A 19,744-nucleotide genomic window follows, 5' to 3' on the forward strand; every position below is an offset into this window, starting at 1 on the left:
AGTGGTGCATGATGAACGATGGATCGATCAAGGCGCTTCGCATCAGCCTCGCCTCGCCAAAGCAGATTCTGGCGCACAGCTACGGAGAGGTGACACGGGCGGAAACCATCAACTATCTCACCCAGAAGCCGGAACCCGGCGGCCTCTTCTGTGAGCGCATTTTCGGTCCGATCAAAGACTGGTGCTGTGCCTGCGGGAAGTATAAGCGCGAGCGCACGCCAGGACTGCGCTGTGAGAAGTGTGGCGTCGAGGTGACGCGCTCTTCTACCAGACGCGAGCGCCTGGGCCATATCACTCTTGCGGCTCCCGTTGCCCATTCCTGGTTTGCGCGCTCCGCTCCCAGTATCATCGCCCTGCTGCTCGACCTCTCAACGCGCTCGCTCGGCACACTTCTCTCCTACAGTGCCTATCTCGTGCTTGACATCGCAGAAGAGGAGAGAACAACGCTGCTGGCCCACCTTGACGCCAAAGACGCGAGACGAGATGATCTGGCCGCACTAGCAGTTGGCGACCTCCTGGATGTGGCGCAGTATCGCACGCTCTGTGCACTTGCAGGCACAGTCTTCACCGCAGCCAGTGGAGCGGAGGCCGTGCGTGCGCGTCTAGAAGCGCTCGACCTGGATAGCCTCGCCGCCGACCTGCGTGCGATGATCCTGAGCGATCCAGCGCACGCGAAGAAAGCCATGAAACAGTTGCACCTTGTCGAAGCGTTCCGTGCCAGCGGTATTGCCCCCGCCTGGATGATCTTTGAGGTGCTTCCCGTGCTCCCGCCAGAACTGCGTCCGTTGGTGCCCCTCGGAGGCGGCCGGTATGCCACTTCCGATGTCAATGCGCTCTACGAGCGGGTGATCCACCGCAATAACCGCATCAAGAAGTTCATATCCAAGGATGCTCCCGACCTCATCCTCAACCAGGAAAAGCGCCTCTTACAAGATGCCTGCGATGCGCTCTTCGACAATGCCCGGCGGAAACACCCCGTCATCGGCTCCCACAAGCAACCGTTGAAAAGCCTGACGGATATCCTGAAAGGCAAGGAAGGCCGCTTTCGTCGCAACTTGCTCGGCAAACGAGTCGATTATTCAGGCAGATCAGTGATCGTTGGAGATACCTCACTCAAGCTCCATCAGTGCGGCCTGCCGACAAAAATATGCCTGGAGTTGTTCAAGCCCTTCCTCATTCGGATGCTGGTCGAACGCCATCATGCTCCCAATGCGCATGTTGCCAAACGCATGATTGAACGCACACGCAAGCCCGATCCGGTCATCTGGGATGTGCTGGCGGAGGTCCTCATCGGCAAAGTCGTCTTACTCAATCGCGCGCCAACGCTGCACCGCCTATCTATTCAAGCGTTTGAAGTCGTCTGGATGAGCGATTCCAACGCGATCCGATTACACCCGTGCGTCTGCTCCGCGTTTAACGCGGACTTCGACGGCGACCAGATGGCGGTCCATCTGCCTCTTTCTGACGCGTCGCAAGCGGAAGCCAGGGCGCTGATGCTCTCCACACGCAACCTGCGCTCCCCCGCCTCTGGCGAACCAGCGGTCAGCATCAGCCAGGAAATGGTGCTGGGTTTGTTTTATCTGACCCAGGCTCGTCCCAGCTCAAAGGGCAGCGGTCGCCTCTTTGCCGATGCTGATGATGCGCTGTGCGCCCTGGATCATGGCATCATTGACCTACATACCAGCATCGTTGTCCGGCTGGGAACACACACGCTCTACGAAGCACCAGACACAAGGAGTGTGCTGCCGCCCAACAAAAGAGTGCCCACCACAGCAGGTCGCCTCATCTTCAATCAATTGCTCCCAGAGGCCCTCCAATACAAAAACTACGAGATGACCAAGGAGCGTCTCAAACTTCTGGTAGCAGAGAGCCTGCGGGTCTGTGGAGAACAGGCAACCGCGCGGATGGTCGATGCGCTCAAACGTGCCGGATTTACCTACGCTACCCGCAGCGGGATCAGCTTTTCCGTTCTCTCGGATATCGCTGTCCCACCAGCAAAGCACGAACTGCTTGCTCAGGCAGATACGCACATCCTTGAGATCGCCGAGCAAGCGCAGCTGGGCATGATCTCAGCAGAGGAAGCGGATCAGCAACGCATCGCCGTCTGGCAAGCGACAACCGACGCCATTAGCAGCCGTCTCGAAGCGGCGCTCGATCAATGGGGCGCGCTCGCCACCATTATCAAAAGCGGGGCCACGAAAGCCAAATTCCAACAGATCCGCCAGCTCTCCGGCATGCGCGGCCTCATGGCCCGGCCATCAGGAGAAATTATTGTCATCCCGATTCGAGGCAATTATCTAGAAGGCCTCACTGTCCGCGAAACGTTTATCGCGGCCTCTGCCGCCCGCAATGGCTTTATGGGTCGCTCACTGAACACGGCCACGACTGGCTATCTCACCCGCAAATTGGTGGAGGCCGGTATGGAGGTCTGGATCACGATGCCTGATTGCGGCACGAGTGAATCCGTGTGCATCACGCAGGAGGACAGCCTCGCACTCGGCCTACCTAACATGCAGAGCCGGATCGTCGGCCGTATGCTGGCAGAAGACGTGGCGGGACTGCGAGCAGGAACGCTTCTCGACGATACACAGGCGGCACATCTAGTGGCCCAAGCGATCCCAGCCGTACGCGTGCGCTCTGTGCTCGCCTGCCAAGCCACCTATGGGGTGTGTCAACACTGTTATGGCAGCGACCTGGCGAGGGGCACCCTCGTTCGTCTGGGAACAGCAGTCGGAATCATTGCAGGCCAATCCATCGGCGAACCGGGAACGCAACTGTCGATGCGGGCCTTTCATAGTGGAGGCATTGCCAATGCGGCAGGCGACATCCGCGCCGGTCTCCCGCGCGTCATAGAACTCTTTGAAGGGCGTACCCCTCCGCAACCCGCCCCACTGGCACCCTTTGCTGGGATCATGCATGTGGAAAAGGACACAGGCGAGGTGACGCTGCGCCTCTCCGCACCAACTGAGACCTGGAGCGTGACGCTACCAGCTGGCCAACAGGTGCTCGTCCACGATGGCGAGAGCGTCGAGATGGGCACGCAACTCGCACATGGGGCGTGCGATCCCCAAACGCTGATCGCCACCCGTGGACGCGCAGGAGCAGCACGGTATCTGATCGACGAGGTACAGCGCGTCTTCCGAGGAACCGGCGTCTACATCAGTGAGAAGCACATCGAATGTATCGTTCGCCAGATGCTCCGGTATGTGCTGGTGCGCGATCCCGGCGACACCACGCTGCTTCCCGGCGACATTGCCGACCGCTTCACCACCCTGGAGATGAACGCGCAGGTGCTCGCGCAAGGGGGAACGCCAGCCGTCGCACAACCAATCCTGCTCGGCCTGACCAGGACCGTGTTGCAAACCAGGAGCTTTCTGGCAGCGGCCTCGTTCCAGGAGACCAGCCGCGTCCTCATGCGGGCCGCAATCGGTGGGAGAGAGGATCCTATACGAGGGTATAAGGAACAACTTGTCATTGGAGGGCGTATTCCGACGCCTCGCGATGGAGAACGCACAGCGAGGCGTGTTGCCTGAGCACCTGCTGTTTTCTTCGTCGTCTCTGCGTTGTATACTAGTGATGCACAAGGACGTTCAGATTAGAACCTTTCTGAACATCTTCAGAACGATGGAAAGTGCGTGACCTGGGTTCCAGGGAGATCTCACGCGTGCGTATTCTTGCAAACGAGAAGGAGAGTGCAATGCGACATGACAAACGTTCTTCCCGCGAGGACAGGAAGGGGCAACCAACACTCATAGTTGGAGGGGCGTTTTGCCTTGGGCTGTTGGTGATGAGTCTACGCTACGGCCCCCAACTCGGACTGATTCTCAGCCAGTTCCCGGCGCTTTGGAGTATCGAACAAAATAGGCCTGTTATTCTTGGGCTGTTTGCTCGCATGTTCCTCACCGCGTTCGTCTTCGCGGCATTTGCGCTCGCTGGGGTCCTCGTGTGGTACGCGATGAAATCCTCCAGGCATGAGGTGAAGACCCCAATAGCTCATCTTCCACAGCAGTATCAGAGATCCCAACAGCACGTTCCTCCGTTCACAGACACTTCTCTTCCACAACAACCTCATGAGGTCATTCTCCCATCCCTGGCACCTGCGCTCATGCAGGCGGCGACCCAGGAACAGACGATGCAGTCGCTCCCGATCCTCCCCCTTCCACCATCAGCTCAGACACCCATCATGTCACACACTCACGTGCATACCAAAGAGAGCAACGGCGACGCCGTTCAAGAAGCACACCATCTCGACCAGCAAGCCGAACACGCACTTCCAGACAAGCATGACAGTGGAGCGCAAGGAGAACCGACTATCGAGATCCACTTGCTGAGACAGGTGAAGATGGATCTCTGCATTCAGGAAAAGCGCTACCCGATCATCATCGACGACCTCAACGTACGCGCCAGGCATCTCATCGCCTACATTGCCTGGCACAAGGGTGAGCATGTCCAACTCGGCGAGATGCGCACAGACGTCTTTGGATCGGAAGAGGCGGACACAGAACAAGTACAGAGCGCCTTCTCAACAGCCAAGCGGGATATTCGCCGTCGCATCGATGAAGCAGTTGAACGTGCCAGGAAAGAGCTTGGTGAATCCGTCCTCCCAAAGGATCTGGATCTGGACCTTTTTACGCTCCTCAAGGGGCGCAAATATACTCTTGCTTCGTATTGCCAGATCGTAGACCTGTCGTTCATCGAAAGTCAGCACCAGATCATCGAAGGGGCAGAGAGTGCCATTGAACAGACAAAAACGGTTCCACAGCACGTCAAAGACGCCTGTGATGCCTTGATCAAGGCATACAAAGGCGATTTCATCGAAGACTTGCTCGATGAGGATGCCGATGCGCTTGATCCCTGGCCTCAGTCCTGGGCGCGTGAGCCGTTTACGCGGCTACGCGACTACTACCTCACGGCCCTGCTCTATGCAGGAGAATACGAACGGAAGGCAACCAATTACGCCAATGCGGCAGAACTCTTTGCCAGGGGCGCTATGGCAGCCTGCAATAACCGGATCAAGGATGGACGTTTTGATACGACGGTCTACTTTTCTAAGGCAGGGAGCAAACGTTTCGGCCCACATGTCGTTTTGAGCGAGCAGCTGATCCGCCGAGCACTTGCTTGTTACGGCATGATCGGGAGTACAACGGCGGCCAGCCGAGCGTATGCGCTCTACGAGAAACAAATGCTCCTTGTTTGGGGACACTGGACGCCCCAACCCGAAACGACAAAGGTCAAGGATGCCGTTCGCGACCAGACAGGAGCATACGAGTTCCCCGATACCATCGCGACCCCCTATGGAATGGAAGATGAGCAACTGCTGCGTACCGAGAGCGCATGATGGTTCTCCCCCTCCTGCTACGACGGAAGGGGGAGAGCGGGTAGAACTGGTTCAAACGATGGCATGGGTGTGGTGCCCCAATCACAGCAGAGCTTCAGACCCACCGTCGCTTATCATCCAGCATACGAAAAAGATCTGAAAGAACAGTTGAACAAAGCCTATTGCGATCAGGTCCGAGGTTCGCGCAAGAGGACACGGTTCGTACTCATGCCCATAGCCTGCATGTCGTCAGCCCCAGGCTCACAGACACTCCCGGTAATTCCCTCTTCTCTCAAGAGAGCCTGCGGAGAGCAAATTGCTTCTCCAGCCTTCTCAGTTCATCCTTCCCATCTTCCCCCTCCCTTTGCCCGTCTTGTTCCCAGCTTCTTCCCAGGTTGTTCCCCTGTTCATACGTTACCCTTCGCTTGTTGATGGCGCAGACAGGCATCGCTCATCTCCCTTTTTGACGCGAGGCGCTCGCCTGGAGCATGCCGATGTCATCTGATCGCCAGCATGCCTCGCGCCATCAATAGATCATGGAAGGAAGGCGAAAACCCAATGAAACGACGTTATCTCTTTTTCCTGCTTGCGGCTTGCCTGGCACTCCTGCTTGGAAGTGGACTGCTCCTGAAGATAGTTTTGGAGAGGCCATCAGCATCTTCGTTGAAGCATGCTCCCCCCACTCCCCACAGCAGGACAGAAGATGTGCTCCGTTGTTATAACGACCCAAAGAGAGAGCATCTCAGCTCAAAGGTCGTCAAGACAGAGAATGGGACGGATCTCTCCCTGATGCTTGACTACTGTCCCAGCCAGGATGCCTTCTTTGGCAGATTTACCTTGCTGAATACAGATCAAGCATTACTCCATGGTGGCTGCTACACCATTCAAAACGACCTGGCGGCACAGAAGCAACACCATGGAGCATCGCAAGGCGAGTGTTCCTCAATGATCACTCCTGGTCCCTTCGAGACGGCCCCCAATCGTAATGATGGGCATCGTTGGCAGGCATGCTGGATGGCTCATGCGACCAAACCGGTCTGCACAGCCTTCGGACAAGTGGCAGGCGATGGAAAGGGCAATCTTGATCCTAGTGAAGAGCAAAAAGATTCATCGCGTCAGTGAGAAGAAAGGAGATTTCGACCGAAGATGCAATACCCTACGACCAAACACTGGATAGCTGCACTCCCTTTGCTGATTGTTCTCTTGAGCGCGTGTAGCGGCACAACAACCGCTCCCGCGCCGCCACAAGGAGCACCAACAGGAACGGATGGAACAGTGCTCCTCCTGACAAAAACCGTGCAGGCCATGCAGCAGGTCAAAACGGCCCACGTTGCTGCAACCAGTCAGGGAACACTCCAAACCAACGGGATCACACTCCCTGCGTTGCCACAGCACCAGGCTATCCCCTACACGCTGAAACTGAACAGTGATATCAGCATCCCATCCCAACAGGAGCAAGGTCAACTCCAGTTGATCCTCACTCCATCAGCACAACAGCCAATCACTCTCCAGGTGACAGAGGTGGTCTCAGGCCAAAAGCTGTACGTGACCGTTCCAGGGAATCAGCCCGCGCCCCAATGGCTGGTCGTTGATCTGGCGAGAATATTCAGCCAACAGCAGGTCACGGCAGGTACAATGCACGCCCTCAATCTGCTCATGCTTGCTGCGCAACACGTCGCGGTGACTGATCACGGTATCACTCAAACACAAGAGGGCGCGGTTCATCACCTCACGGTCACCTTGACGGAGCAGGAGCTGGTGAAGATCGCAGCGACCACCACAGAACCAAAGCTGGGGCAGTTGCTCTCACGTGTCCAACTTCAGACGCCTCTGCAGCTGGATCTCTTCATTCACGAAGACACCTCCAGGCTTCAGCAGGTCATCCTCAAGGGGAAAGCCACCATCGCTCTCGACCCGGCTCCAAGCCTCGGACAGCAGGGAGGTGCGGTAGTGCGCACGGTGCAAGTAGATACGACCACAACGATTCAGTTCAGGAACTATAATCAACCGCTCCAGATTACTATCCCCACATCTTCAAGCGCACAACAATGATGCTCACTGAGCGCGTGCAATTGTTTTGGGAATAGGAACAGTAAGCATGACAGACAACACCAAGCAAAAGCGCCGCCTACTCGAAAAATGAGGAGTAATGGAGGGATGATGGGGGACACTGAGCGTCATTTCCCTCATTACTTCAAGAACTCCCAGTAGGCGGCGCTTGGAGTAGGCGGCGAAACACACCAGCAACGAGAGTGATACATCCTCTTGTTGTTAGCCTCCGCCTTGATGGAGTGCTTGCATTTTATCCACATCTTGACGTTTAAACAGCGACATGAAAAAAGCGAGAACGAGAACGCTATCAGTGATGTGACAAGAAGAGGCAGGCTTGGGACGTGAGCTACCTTCATCCTTCTGGCACATGATGAGGGCACTGGGCACAGCGCCGAAAATCCTTTTGCTGGGAAAAGAGTTGAAAGAAGATCGCCTGGCCGTCTTCATCCAGCGCTAACGTCAGAGGGCGCTTTCCCTCACGCTCCCAATACACGTTCAGCACGGGAAGATCTTTTTTTCTCTGCATGTGATAATAGGAATTGGGATGGGGGACGTGATGGAGCCTTTCAAAATCCGACAGTGCCACAAGACTCCCAACCTGGTAGACATCCTCAATCCTATTGATCTCCAAAGATTCCTGTTGCACATTCGACGGGGCATGCGCTGCCGCAGAAACACGACGAGGGGGTGAAAGTGGTGAAGTCGCCTCCTCACCTCCCTGGCTTGGTTGCCCTCCTGTGGCACTGACGCGGGCAAGAATCTGCGGCATGATCTGATCGAGCTGTGATTGCAAGGCGGCGGTAAGGGTCTGTGGAATATGGTCCAGGGTGGTTTGCAGCGTTTCCACCGCCTGGCGAAGTCCCTCAATCTCGATGGTCAAGGCGCTGAGCGATTTCGCTTGCTCAATATCTTCCCGCATGGTCTCATCTGCTGGAAGGGTGATAGCACGTACCTCCGCCAACGCTTCGAGTTGCACACGGGTGATTCTCCATTCCCGCTTATCATGCGGATTTTGCTGCGGTGCAATGTTGGCTTCCCTCATCCACCTACTCAAAATTTTGCCATCTACCAACTTCCCTCCGCCTCCCCCAAGGAGTAGGCGGACCTGACGAATTGTATAGTAGGCGCGTGTTCCCATAACACCCTCCAGTCAACCGCGGGAAATAGAAAGAAATACAAGCTCACCTATTTCCAGATAGAACTCTTTCCTACTCATGATACGATATTCTCCGTGATAGGAGAGACGGTAGGAAGTTCACAGGTGTGAATACCGCCTACTTCCTCCTATTTCCTACGGTTTTTTTCTCAAGATATAACGCCACCTCCTCAAACTAGTACTTTCTCTTCCTTACGAGGACATTTCGTTCCCTATGAAACAGAGAACACTCGCTTGATCCATTTTCCGAAAAACAAACCACAAGAGTATACTTACGATACGAATTTTTTATTTTTAGATACTTTTTCCTTAAAAAAATATAGACACTTAGATAAAAATATGATATAAAAGTATACAAAGATAAATTTTCTTGTATCAAAGTGTACTCTCATGAGGGGACAATCTCCCCAAAAACCGAAGGAGAAAGAGCGATGAATCCCTTACCTCACCTGCAACCTGGCAAAAAAGCGGAAAGTGCGGGTCTTCCGCCGGACTCCATGTTAGGTCTTGCTTATGAGCGTCGTTCCTGGAAAAAGGATGGATTAGTGGTCCCAACCAGTTACTATTACGATATTCTTGCCCCCGATGGAAAGACAGTTCTGGATACTGTTCAGAATATCGAAGTTATTATTGACATTGGCAATAACGAAGCAAAGATTGCACTCTGGGACCGGAATGGTGTCCTCATCACGCGCGGAACCACTACCACGCTCCAGACGTTAAAGTCGGCTATCTACTCTACATCAGATGCGCCAGTTTGGCAACAGCGGTTTTATGATGACTATCAAGCTGAACAATACCGACGAGAACAGTTGGACGGAAAACGTGGAGAGCTGCCAATACAATATTCTGATGATGTGTATATCGGCGACAACGCCACCGAAGCCCTGGTCACCGGTCCAACCGATGCACGATTCAGCCAAGCAGAGTACCTGCTCTTCCTTCGGATCTGCATTGCTGAGGCTCTCGAAGTTGCTGGCTATTATCAGGAAAATCCTTTTGAAGAAAAGAACGTCGGCCTTTGCATTGGTGTTAGGAACGAAGAAACGGCTCAGGGGCAGGGGTTGAAACCTGAAGTGAAATTAGCTCTGGATGAACTTCTTGGCCCGGTCACACTGATCAAAACAGTGGGGGAGCGCCCTGTGGAGAGAAAACTCCACATTCGCGAATATTCCCACCTTCCTCAATCGTGGGGGGCCATCTATGCATTAGACACGGATATTATGGGGAATGCTGGTCTTGTTGAGACGGATGCGATCACCGGCTTCGACGGAGGCTGGTTCGACATTCATCTGCTCGAAGGGGTTCGGGTAGGAAAGGGTAAAGGCATGCGCGTGAAAGGGGAAAAGATCGAAAATATTGGTGGAGTGTTTCTCGCACGCGAATTAGCCAACGAGTTGCGTAAGACAAAGAATTTCCCCCAATTGGGTGTGATGTCTGACGCGGAAGCGCGTGAAGCACTCCGCACAGGAACGTTCAAATTAGGAGGAAGAAAACTCAAGGATGGCGATGCGGAAAAGGCACAGCGAATCATCACTCATTTTAAAGATACCAATGGAACCAAGCTCATTGCAGGATTGGCATCGCGCCATCCCAGGCTTGATAGCCTGTTTCTGTTTTATGGCGGTCTGTTTATTAATCTCCACGATCAGATTGTGGGGAAGATGACTGATCTTCTACGTCCCCAGGATTTTTACATGACGCTACCCTATGACGACGAGACGCAACTTCCCAAATTTGCAAATGTCATTGGTCTCGCCGGTCTGTACAATTTGAAGAACAGGAAGAAGGCGCTGAGGTAATACGATGGCTCCAGCGAGAAAGTCCCCAAAAGGAGGAGGGGAGACACACTCTTCCTCCTCCAATATAGCGGCCCAAGCGACTCAAAAGCAAGTGCCTGGTTCATCATCAGGCACTGTACCCAAGCGTCGGCGCGTCAGGGGCCAGGAACAACAAGCAACTGGAGCATCTCCCACCACGAAAAAGCCTACCGATGAGGACAGCCTCTCAGATGATCGTATTAAGCTCGTGCATACCCGCTTTCTCATCAAAAATCTTACAAATGTGGAGAAGCTTGCACAGCAACTCCTGGAATATGCGCCAGATGTCTACCGTCGCGTCTTCAATCGCGGGAGTCGAGTAGAAACGGCCCTCTCCCCGGCAGACGACAATGATGCCCGGGGAATATATGGAGATGGAAACCGGCTTGCCAGGGAACTACGCGATGATCTCAACGGGCTTATTGAGTTCTCAATAGCATATGGACAAGTGCCTATTCGGATTCAGATGCTCCAAGAGCAGATAGCAGCGCTTGAGGATATTCGTTCCCTGCTACGCATAGAGCTGCGTACGATCATTCAACCAATTATTCAGGCAGAAATTCGTGCTGCTCTTCAGGAAGAATTCCTTCCGCTGCTCCAATCTCTTCCAGTTGGAACGGCTCCGGCTCCTACGGGCGAACCAGAGCCTGCACCAAGAGGTCTTCTGACAGATGTAGCCCCTGGTGCAGAGGATATGATTAGCTCATTGTTTGATGAATAAAAAGCACTGAGAGGAACAAGACAGCATGTGCGCTCTTGAGCGGGATTTTGCACCGCGCCATAGAGCGCACATGCAAGTATACTACCAACACGGTTTCCGAGAGGAGGTGTGGTAGCCAAAACGAAAGGCAGGTTCTCCTATGCGATCCACTCTTTTCCGCCCTTCACTTCCCCATATGATACGTACATCACTCCTGAGTTTTCTTTTCATCGGATGTATCCTGTTAGGAATGTCTTTCCTCCTCCTGGGTGTCCTCTTGCAGTTCGGGGCGCTGATCGCTCCCTGGCTCATTCATACTGGAATGTCTTTTTTTGAAGGCGGCGTCCTTTTCCTCCTCAGCTTCCGTATGGTCGTCTGGATGATTCGCTTCTGCCAACGAGGACATCATATCCTCAAGCAGCATGCACGCTATCGCGAAGGGGTATTACTTTTGAAGGGAACATCGCTCTGGCTTCTCCAGTGGATCTGCAAAGGCATCTTCTGGCTCTTGTTCCGGTGAACAAAGAGACACACTATTTGACCTATTGAGCTATGTCTCTCATCGCTCTACACTGGCGGAACTCCTCACGCTCTCGACGAAAAAGCACGCTACATCGAAAGCAGCCATTGGAGATACCTGTCAACAGAACAAACAAACCGGAAAAATGTTTGCCCTTCAAGCAGCATATCCTTTTGTTCGCCTTTACAACGATCACATCGCACTGCATGATCTCGTCTCGCTTCACATCAGTTTACACAGCCAGCCTGGGCTCCAGTTGCTCTCAAAAGACACTCAAATGCTGCTCATTACAGCCCTCAAGAAATTCATCCCTTATTATCCTCTCTGGTATCTGTGGCAATGGGCATCTCCCACGGGCACATCCGCCTCCTGAGCTTGCTGCGCTCAGAATCAACCGTTCCAGACCCATCTCTCAGGGTAGCTTCTCCTGCTACGCTGCGGAGAGGGTGATACGTATGTGTTTGTTCGCTCAGTGGTATCCCCAGCACCACCAGAGCAAAAGGCCTGTCTGAACACCGTAATACAATTTTGCCTCTCTCTGTGACAGATGCCTCTGCCTCGCCTCTCTTCTCAGACACAGGAGAAAACAACGACATCAAACACAGTTACCTGACAAAGCTGGAGAGGACGAAAAAGAGGATGCACTTGTCTTTCTTCAATTGTTGGGATACAATCAGCAAACAATTGGAGAGGTAAGCATATCCTCTCTTCTGACATGATGCTATGTGACCATTTCACTCCTCACAATGGGGGAACATGACGCAAAAGAAGAGGCACATGTGAACGGGCGATTGCTCTATCATAAAACAAAAAGCGCTACATCTCGTAACGGCCTGGTCAAAACAACAGTACTGCGTAATGAGAAAGAAATCAACGCCTACTCCGATGACTTTTCTGGCAACCAGGATCCTTATATCTGGCAGAAGGTGTTTCTGCATACCTATTGTCATATGGGACAGATGCGCGACGGCTTTCAATGTAAACCGAAAGGTCATCCAGAGGTGGATAGAGGAGATATCCTCTTCTGGATCACGTCCGACGTGAGGGGGAATTATACGCAGCTAAAGTGCGATCTCGTCTTCGTTGTCGCAGAAAAGCAGTACTGGTCCCTGCCAAACCAGATTAACCGTCATGATTCACCAGCAAACACAGATTCAGAGGATGCCTTTAAAGAGCATTACGCCTGGGTGGAACAACATAAGTTGAGTGACAAGATGGTTGCACAAGGTTTCCGACGTTTCACCTTGAAGGCTGATCCTGCCCAAAGTTTTCAACCACAAGATGCCAATGGGAACTTACTTGATATCCGACCACTCCTGAAGCGGCTGAATGTCAACTTGACAGCGCTCAACAAAGATCTTGGCCCAAGCGAGCCTGGAAGATTTGCACGTCCCTTCTTACTAGAGGAGCAAAAAGCGCGTGCTCTCTACACGATGATACGAAAGAGTACGTTTGCACCTATTCAACTCACAGGTGATGATTTTGCGCAACCAGACTTCGAGCGGGAGCGCAAGAGAGGCCGCAAAAAAAGCACGCCGTGACCAAGGTCGTCTTCTTTCTCTACCAGAAAGCCGACAGTTCCAGGCTCTTACTCCTACAACTCTAGGTATGCAACAATGATGCTCGCAAAATATCCCTGGTAGAAACTGAGAGACAGCACAAGCCCCTCTTCAGAGCAATAATTTCTGAAGAGGGGATTCCCTTGTTCCTCGCCAGAACTGGAAGAACATGCCTGAAGATCGTGACATTTAAATACGATCATGGTAGAGTATATCGAAATGAGATTACCGCTGGGAGCAGCTGCTCTGAGAACGATGCCAATTCACTACGTGGAGGACGCATTGCTGTGGGTAAAGGAGATCGTCCTGCTCTCCCAGAAGAGGAGGAACAAAACAGCATGATGGCAGACGAATACAACGACCAACCCGTCGCAAATGGTGGAACCGAGGAGAACCAGTCAGAACTATTATCGTTTACTCTCGATGCTATCCCAGATCAGGAACACGATTCATCCAATGACCTCGAACAGTCCTATTTGCAGTTTGCACGCAATACATTATCTTGTATGAGGCAATGGTGTTCTACAGAAGGCGTCTCTACTTTTGGCTACCTTGCACACTCCTTTGACGAAAACGGCTACCAGCGTTGGTCTGCGCTTACCATTGATTATGCGATGCTCCTCCAAAAGCATGTGCAAGATCTTCTTGCTCTGAAGGAAACACAGCAATGCGTACAAAGACACCTACAAGCTGGCATAATAGTTCCCTCTTTGCAAAAAAATAAAAAGGCAGGGACAACGGAACAGGTGCCACAAGATGGGTCACTTTCTCCCCAACAACACGTTGTCTTAGATCTCGTTGTTCCTTTGATCGAAAGTTGCAGACAGGCGTATGGTCAAGGTGGCGATTTTGAGGCCTCTCTTGAAGCCTCGTTACGCGTCAATGATGAGCAACTTCTTGCAGACTATCATCGGCTTCTCATTCTATGGAGTGACGAGCTTGAGCGCACTGATATCACGTTTCCTCTGGTCAACTTTACCTGTGATGCCACAGGAGAACAAGCATTTGGTCCACATCTCTTCCTTCGCCCTCTAACACCAATAGACAAAACAGCATTATGGAATGATGATGCACAGCATTTCCCCTTTTCAGAGCCACCTTTGGATGCACATACCCTCATGAGCTTGTCGTGGAAACTTTCTGGAACCTATACATTTCTTAAAGATGACAATCTTACCCTGACCACCGCGAAACAAGAGGCCCTTCTCGAACTGGGAGATATTGTGACAGCTCTACGTCTCCTCAAAAAAGGAGACGTTGGAGCACCAGCAATCTATGAGAAGTATCATACGCCTGTTTTGTGGCAAGGAGTACGTCTGGCGAATGTACTGAAAGGTCCCCAACAGGCTCGACAATTTCCATTCTCTCCTTTTCTGTCATACGTACTTACTGAACAAGACATTGCCGAGATGAAGGAACTAAGTAACGCGTTGTATCGATTACGATCAGGAAAAACTTCAGCCTTGCTTTATGGAGAGATGTCGGTGGCTCTGAGGCACTTCAACCAATCCTACCATCGGGATTTGCCCGAAGAGCAAATCATTGACCTGACGATTGCCCTTGAAAGTTCGTTGCTGGCAGATCTACGAGATGAATTGAACTACAGACTCTCTCTTCGGGGCACTGCCCTCCTTGCCCCAACGAGAAAGTGGGAACCAAGCCAAAGCCAGGGGTTACTTAAAGCGATGTATGACATCCGAAGTGGCATTGTCCACAATGGGCGACTCCTCACTGATCTTGAAAAAGATCTCAAAAAATTGCACCTGCGCATTGGGATCGACCCTCATAATTTTGTTCAATGGTGTCAAGATATCGTCCGCAATGTGTTGAAGGAATATGTTCTGCGCGAGGCCAGAGGACAGACACTCAAAGAGATCAACGCAGAGTTAGATACCTATATCGTGGAAAGCCTGAGAGTTTCATATCATCCAAGATTTGAGTCTGATGAGGCAACGCAGTGAGCCAAACGTGCCTTTTCTCTCCAATACATTTTGAGAATGGTATACTAGAGATAAAACCGAAAGTGGAGTGTGTTGCTATCGATGGAAAACTCTCTAAGCTCGACTTTGTACATTTCCAACTAAAAACAGGCCGCATCGAGAAGCCGATCAAGCACAGAAGGAGAGAGGAGTCCAACATCAGGTGCGCAAGGGGATGTCAGACTGCTCTGCTGTTTCCAGATCAGCCGTCGCACACTGGCAAGAACATCATGAAAGGTGGCAGCAGATTTGTGATACCAAGCGGCCTGCTCGACGACGATCTGCGCGTGAGCAGCCAGATGGGTTCCCATCAACGTCACCAAACTGTAGGTACACGAGCCTCAGTGGAGTGGTGCGCTCGATGGCAAGATCAGACCACTGTCGCTGGGTTTGGATGCCCAAATGCGCACGCGCTTCCTCAAAGGTGCCTTCCAGACTCCAGCGCTTCATGTAGGTGGCAATGATGAGAAGCGCCTGCCAGTTGGGATTGCTACACACCAGCACGTTGGGCTCGTACTTGCCGCTGGGATCACGGACGAGCACCCAGCGGATAGGCAATGGGGGGAGTTTGGCACGATGCCACCATGCGGTTCCGCTGCACCACTGGATCACCCGGATACCTTGCCCATACCATTGGACCTCGTTCTCTTGCCACTGGGTGCTTGGATCAACTAGGACCTGATCCAGGTTGGGCTGGCGTTTGCCTACGATTCTGGGCTTGCCTCCTTTGGGACGGTGCTCAGCGGGAAGAAGCGGGTCGTGAAAGGCGTGATCCAACTGACCAGGTGTAATCAAGGTCACGGAGCGCTTCGTTGCCTGCAAGCCCAATGCCAGACAATTGTAAGCCCCATCCCCCAGCACGACAATGTCGCGATCCGGAAGCCAGCGATGCATCAGGCTGATCATCTGGCTGGCCCACATGGCAATGGTTTTGTGTCGTTTGCCTTTGAGTACGCTGAAGGCGGGAGCCGTGGAAAGCACAACCAGAAAGGGCAGCGACCAGGGCTGCTTGCTCCACGCAGGCGTCACGACCACCGCCATCACGATCCAACGTAATCCGGTGCTACCCGACTTCCCGCTTGCGGCTGGAGAGTGCACTATCGCGATAATTGCCTCGCTTGCTGATCTGAGGACCCCATCGTCGTTCCAAGGTCTCATCAATGACGATCTGGATGCAAGCGCCCGGGGGAAGCAGTGTTTCTATGATGAGCAGCAGCAAACACTGGCTTGCTGCCAGTGGAGACCAGCGAGCACGGTTGAGCACTTGATGGTACAGACTCCAGTGCTCGTTGTTCTGTTCTCCGCTGAAGCGCAAAGCCCTACAGACCGTCCGTCGTCCGTGAGCCAAAAGCGTTCCAGTCAATAGGGTCATCAATTTTCTCCAGGTCGGAGCCGTAAACAGTGGCCGAAAGGGGGCCACAACCGTTAGAATAGTTTCTGGAAGGGGCATGAGCTTCTCCTTGTGGAAGATTTTGCTTTGGTAAGCTTCTATCTTACTTCAAGGGTAGGCTTTTGCCTTCCTCTCTAGCAAATTTGTACAAAGTCGAGCTAAGATAGTGTCGCACTCCCATCAAATCGGGAAGGAGGATGAGTCGTAGTCGAGCTTTGAGTAAAGGGCAAGAGAAAAAAACAGGGCGCAAGATGCCAGGAGAGCTTTCTCAGCAAGAGCTGATGAAAGAGAGATAGTTCACGTTGACAGCAAGCCACCTTCTGGGACAGGCTGGTGGAAGGAAAAACGATGGTATTGTTTTTTCTGAAGAGAAAGAGACAGAGCCATGTTTCACGGGCCAATCCAGCGCGCCTACCCTTCTGATCTGACCGATGCACAGTGGGAATGCTTAGAGCCGCTCATTCCAGCAATCAAAGCAGATGCAGCGTTTTATCTGCACGAACGAAGAGCAATCGTTAATGGCATTCTTTACGTGTTACGCACCGGATGTCCATGGAGAGCAATGCCACATGACTTGCCCAATGGTAAGACCGCCCATCACTATTTCCGCAAGTGGCAACGCGAAGGGGTCTGGGATCGCGTCTTAGAGACCCTACGGATGCAGATGCGGATGCAAGAAGGCCGAGACCCTCACCCCAGCGCCGCCGTCATCGATAGCCAATCGATCAAAACCAGCGCCGTTCGTGGCCCAGAGAAGGGCTTTGACATGGGGAAAAAAAATCTGGGGGCGCAAGCGGCACCTGCTAGTTGACACGCAGGGCCACGTTCTGGCGGTGAAAGTCACAGGGGCGCATCGCTCCGATCAGGAGGGAGCGCGTGCCTTGCTCTCCCCACTCGCAGACAGCTTCCCTCGCATGGCTCTCGTGTGAGGCGATAGCCATTATGGTGGACAGTTTGTCACGTGGATGAAGGTGAACCTGGGCTGGAGGATGCAAACCGTCAAAGCGCTCACGGTCCCCAAACGGGGGATCTTGGTGTCCGAAGGTGAGGAGGTGAACTGGGGCAAGCTCTTCCCATCGGGGTTTCGTCCCCTGCCCAGAAGATGGGTCGTCGAGCGCACCTTCAGCTTGCTCGTGCGCTTCCGTCGGCTCTGTCGCGATCATGAGGGCTTGCCCCAAAGCTCCGAGGCCTTCATTATGCTCGCTGCCAGCGCTCGCATGTTGACCCGGCTCACACCACCGCTCCCGTCGTGATGGGAGTACGACACTATCTAAGAGCTTTCTTTCTTCTCTTCTTAACAAGAAGACCTACAAACTCTCTGGATAGTGGGATAGCAATTGCCAGACGGCACACTCCTCCACCTCTTATTGTTCAAGACGAGCACACTCCCACCTCTGCTCCATAGCTTTTTCTTTGCAAGCTCCCTGATCTTCCGTAATCTCCTTCCCACGGTTGAAAGTCTCGCTCGCTACTTTGGGCAGGCAAAGGATTGCCAGGGAAATGTTTACTGAATCCTAATCCAATGTTTGTACCAGCGGGAATATTGAACGTTTCATTCGTTGTAACATTGGCGGCAATGATACGCCAGCACTCTGGATTGCAATTTTACGCATACCATACTTTTTCCAAAAATGGCGCGCACGCGCCATTAACTCATCAATATTGTCGGACGACCGTTGTTTTTTTTAAAATGGCGCGCACGCGCCATTTTAAAAAAAGTATGGTATGATGCATCAAAATGGCGCGTGCGCGCCATTAACTCATCAATATTGTCGTTATGCAACCCTGGAGGTTAACTTCAAGGGTAAATGAGCGCAAACAGCGCTCGTCACTTGTTACCGGAAGTGCGAGAGTTTTCCTCGTGCCAAGACTCGAAGAAAGGAGCGCGTGGGTTTCACCACTTGATGGTCCCATGCATAGTACCATGACCACTGTACAAAATTTGCAAGCAATTATCACGGCTCTAGCGAACGAGAAGGGAGGTGTTGGCAAGACCACCCTCACCGCCATATTTATTGCAATGCTTGCAAGGTTGGGGTATCGAGTGTTGGGGATCGATTTGGATCCGCAGGGACATCTCGGGTTGTTATATGGGTATCACCGCATCACCATCGGTGAAAGTGTCTATTCGATTCTGTTGAAGTATAAGCCAGATGTGCTCTCTGGCCCACGTGCTCCCATGAAACGCGTGCTAAAAAAAACACTCGTTGATTCATCAGGACGCATCTTCGACCCACGCCAACCCACAGGAGACGGATTAGACATCGTTCTGCGAAAGGTGTCTTCCCAGGAGCAAATCGAAACAATTGTCCGCGCTGTTGCTCCAGATCTGCTTGACAATGCAGCAGCAGGACCGTTTCCAGCCTCAACCATCTGGTATAGCATTCAACAAAAAATAACCGCAGCACTGCACTATTGCGATGAACAGGCTTTTGAGGCTGATGAGACCGAAACATATATCAATGATCTCATTGTAAAGGAGACTACAGGCCGTTATACTGCTGAGACCTGGCAACAGGCGCAAGAACGCATTGACGCAGAAGTATGGACACTGTTACAGCAGCGCATCGCAGAGTCAACTCCTGGACCGGATCTTCTTCCAATTAATGCAGGCGCAGGTGAAGCTGATACCGACCTCAAAAAAGCACATGAATATTGGGGAGGGCAACTCCGACATGCCCTTCATCGTCTGCAATCTGACTATGATTACATCTTTATCGATTGCCCGCCGAGCATTCAATCATTAACGATCAACGCCTTGAATGCCGCACAATTTGTCTGCATTCCGCTCACGCCTGAGACACTCGATTTAGAAGGTATGGTTGGACTCCTCGATGTCATCGAGCAAGCCCAAAGGCAAACCAATCCAGATCTCAAACTTGCGGGCATCATCCTCAATAAGGTGCAATCTACCTGGAAATTACACCAGGATGGCGCACGAGATTTACGTTCCTGGGAAGGAGCTGTGCGCGTGTTCAATACAGAGATCAAGCGAAATTCTCCCGTTGTCACCTCTATTAGCAACCAGTCGTTAATCGTACTCGATCAACAAGAGAGCGATTATGCGCGTGCTTACTGGTTACTCCTCGAAGAACTGTTGGCAGTGATCGGCGGACCGGCACAAGAAGTTGTCAGCCAGATCGCAGATACTATACGGAAAGAAGCACAGATACGGAAAGAAAAGAAACAAGCCAAACAACAAGTAAAGAAAATCGAAGAGGTCACAGCTTCTCGCAAGCGCGCCTAATTTG

At 52.5% G+C, this 19,744-nt stretch carries 16 protein-coding genes; 13 read left to right on the forward strand and 3 right to left on the reverse strand.

Features of this window, described 5'->3' with window-relative positions; all coding sequences use genetic code 11:
* Positions 1–8 precede the first annotated feature (8 nt).
* The 4 genes from rpoC to K3T83_RS53705 all read left to right on the forward strand — a co-directional run bounded on the left by rpoC (position 9) and on the right by K3T83_RS53705 (position 7,369).
* On the forward strand, positions 9–3,533 hold the full coding sequence (rpoC, locus tag K3T83_RS53690; protein ID WP_220211357.1) for a DNA-directed RNA polymerase subunit beta': 3,525 nt from the start codon (positions 9–11) through the stop codon (positions 3,531–3,533).
* Between the two features lie 164 nt (positions 3,534–3,697).
* Entirely contained in the window at positions 3,698–5,338 is a 1,641-nt protein-coding gene (locus tag K3T83_RS53695; RefSeq protein WP_220211358.1) for a hypothetical protein, read from the forward strand.
* A gap of 537 nt (positions 5,339–5,875) precedes the next feature.
* Positions 5,876–6,439: a hypothetical protein gene (locus tag K3T83_RS53700; protein WP_220211359.1), complete on the forward strand. Its 564-nt coding sequence runs from the start codon at positions 5,876–5,878 to the stop codon at positions 6,437–6,439.
* A gap of 24 nt (positions 6,440–6,463) precedes the next feature.
* Positions 6,464–7,369: a hypothetical protein gene (locus K3T83_RS53705; protein WP_220211360.1), complete on the forward strand. Its 906-nt coding sequence runs from the start codon at positions 6,464–6,466 to the stop codon at positions 7,367–7,369.
* A gap of 352 nt (positions 7,370–7,721) precedes the next feature.
* On the opposite strand, the gene K3T83_RS53710 is transcribed toward K3T83_RS53705, so the two are convergent.
* Positions 7,722–8,507, reverse strand: coding sequence for a hypothetical protein (locus K3T83_RS53710; RefSeq protein WP_220211361.1), 786 nt, complete (start codon positions 8,505–8,507; stop codon positions 7,722–7,724).
* A 449-nt stretch (positions 8,508–8,956) separates the two neighbouring features.
* Between K3T83_RS53710 and K3T83_RS53715 the strand changes: the two genes are divergently transcribed.
* The 5 genes from K3T83_RS53715 to K3T83_RS53735 all read left to right on the forward strand — a co-directional run bounded on the left by K3T83_RS53715 (position 8,957) and on the right by K3T83_RS53735 (position 15,085).
* Positions 8,957–10,327 (forward strand): hypothetical protein, encoded by a 1,371-nt coding sequence (locus K3T83_RS53715; RefSeq protein WP_220211362.1) that lies wholly within the window; start codon positions 8,957–8,959, stop codon positions 10,325–10,327.
* A gap of 4 nt (positions 10,328–10,331) precedes the next feature.
* Complete coding sequence (locus tag K3T83_RS53720) at positions 10,332–11,066, forward strand: hypothetical protein (RefSeq protein ID WP_220211363.1); 735 nt, start codon at positions 10,332–10,334, stop codon at positions 11,064–11,066.
* A gap of 139 nt (positions 11,067–11,205) precedes the next feature.
* A complete protein-coding gene (locus K3T83_RS53725) occupies positions 11,206–11,565 on the forward strand; it encodes a hypothetical protein (protein ID WP_220211364.1) in 360 nt (119 codons plus the stop codon).
* Between the two features lie 779 nt (positions 11,566–12,344).
* Positions 12,345–13,106 (forward strand): hypothetical protein, encoded by a 762-nt coding sequence (locus tag K3T83_RS53730; RefSeq protein WP_220211365.1) that lies wholly within the window; start codon positions 12,345–12,347, stop codon positions 13,104–13,106.
* Positions 13,107–13,462: 356 nt separating this feature from the next.
* Entirely contained in the window at positions 13,463–15,085 is a 1,623-nt protein-coding gene (locus tag K3T83_RS53735; RefSeq protein WP_220211366.1) for a HEPN domain-containing protein, read from the forward strand.
* Between the two features lie 246 nt (positions 15,086–15,331).
* On the opposite strand, the gene K3T83_RS53740 is transcribed toward K3T83_RS53735, so the two are convergent.
* Entirely contained in the window at positions 15,332–16,201 is an 870-nt protein-coding gene (locus tag K3T83_RS53740) for a transposase (protein ID WP_220211367.1), read from the reverse strand.
* A complete protein-coding gene (locus tag K3T83_RS57555) occupies positions 16,167–16,553 on the reverse strand; it encodes a transposase (RefSeq protein ID WP_220211368.1) in 387 nt (128 codons plus the stop codon). Before K3T83_RS57555 ends, K3T83_RS53740 begins: the two co-directional genes overlap by 35 nt.
* A 325-nt stretch (positions 16,554–16,878) precedes the next feature.
* On the opposite strand from K3T83_RS57555, the gene K3T83_RS53750 reads away from it, so the two are divergent.
* The 4 genes from K3T83_RS53750 (at position 16,879) to K3T83_RS53765 (ending at position 19,740) form a co-directional block, all read left to right on the forward strand.
* Positions 16,879–17,304, forward strand: a complete 426-nt coding sequence (locus tag K3T83_RS53750) for an IS5 family transposase (protein WP_220211369.1) — start codon at positions 16,879–16,881, stop codon at positions 17,302–17,304.
* Positions 17,237–17,422: a transposase gene (locus tag K3T83_RS58500; RefSeq protein WP_373324772.1), complete on the forward strand. Its 186-nt coding sequence runs from the start codon at positions 17,237–17,239 to the stop codon at positions 17,420–17,422. Before K3T83_RS53750 ends, K3T83_RS58500 begins: the two co-directional genes overlap by 68 nt.
* Before the next feature lie 36 nt (positions 17,423–17,458).
* Positions 17,459–17,746, forward strand: a complete 288-nt coding sequence (locus tag K3T83_RS58505; protein ID WP_220211371.1) for a transposase — start codon at positions 17,459–17,461, stop codon at positions 17,744–17,746.
* Positions 17,747–18,417: 671 nt separating this feature from the next.
* A complete protein-coding gene (locus tag K3T83_RS53765) occupies positions 18,418–19,740 on the forward strand; it encodes a ParA family protein (protein ID WP_220211372.1) in 1,323 nt (440 codons plus the stop codon).
* Positions 19,741–19,744 lie beyond the last annotated feature (4 nt).

The organism is Reticulibacter mediterranei (assembly GCF_016587455.1).

Bases quoted from the DNA above. Each gene is read 5' to 3' on its own strand.
- K3T83_RS53735 (WP_220211366.1), top strand. From the start codon at position 13,463: ATGATGGCAGACGAATACAACGACCAACCCGTCGCAAATGGTGGAACC.
- K3T83_RS53750 (WP_220211369.1), top strand. From the start codon at position 16,879: ATGTTTCACGGGCCAATCCAGCGCGCCTACCCTTCTGATCTGACCGAT.
- K3T83_RS53720 (WP_220211363.1), top strand. From the start codon at position 10,332: ATGGCTCCAGCGAGAAAGTCCCCAAAAGGAGGAGGGGAGACACACTCT.
- K3T83_RS53695 (WP_220211358.1), top strand. From the start codon at position 3,698: ATGCGACATGACAAACGTTCTTCCCGCGAGGACAGGAAGGGGCAACCA.
- K3T83_RS53715 (WP_220211362.1), top strand. From the start codon at position 8,957: ATGAATCCCTTACCTCACCTGCAACCTGGCAAAAAAGCGGAAAGTGCG.
- K3T83_RS53725 (WP_220211364.1), top strand. From the start codon at position 11,206: ATGCGATCCACTCTTTTCCGCCCTTCACTTCCCCATATGATACGTACA.
- rpoC (WP_220211357.1), top strand. From the start codon at position 9: ATGATGAACGATGGATCGATCAAGGCGCTTCGCATCAGCCTCGCCTCG.
- K3T83_RS53700 (WP_220211359.1), top strand. From the start codon at position 5,876: ATGAAACGACGTTATCTCTTTTTCCTGCTTGCGGCTTGCCTGGCACTC.
- K3T83_RS53765 (WP_220211372.1), top strand. From the start codon at position 18,418: ATGACCACTGTACAAAATTTGCAAGCAATTATCACGGCTCTAGCGAAC.
- K3T83_RS53710 (WP_220211361.1), bottom strand. From the start codon at position 8,507: ATGGGAACACGCGCCTACTATACAATTCGTCAGGTCCGCCTACTCCTT.
- K3T83_RS53705 (WP_220211360.1), top strand. From the start codon at position 6,464: ATGCAATACCCTACGACCAAACACTGGATAGCTGCACTCCCTTTGCTG.
- K3T83_RS58505 (WP_220211371.1), top strand. From the start codon at position 17,459: ATGAAGGTGAACCTGGGCTGGAGGATGCAAACCGTCAAAGCGCTCACG.
- K3T83_RS57555 (WP_220211368.1), bottom strand. From the start codon at position 16,553: ATGCCCCTTCCAGAAACTATTCTAACGGTTGTGGCCCCCTTTCGGCCA.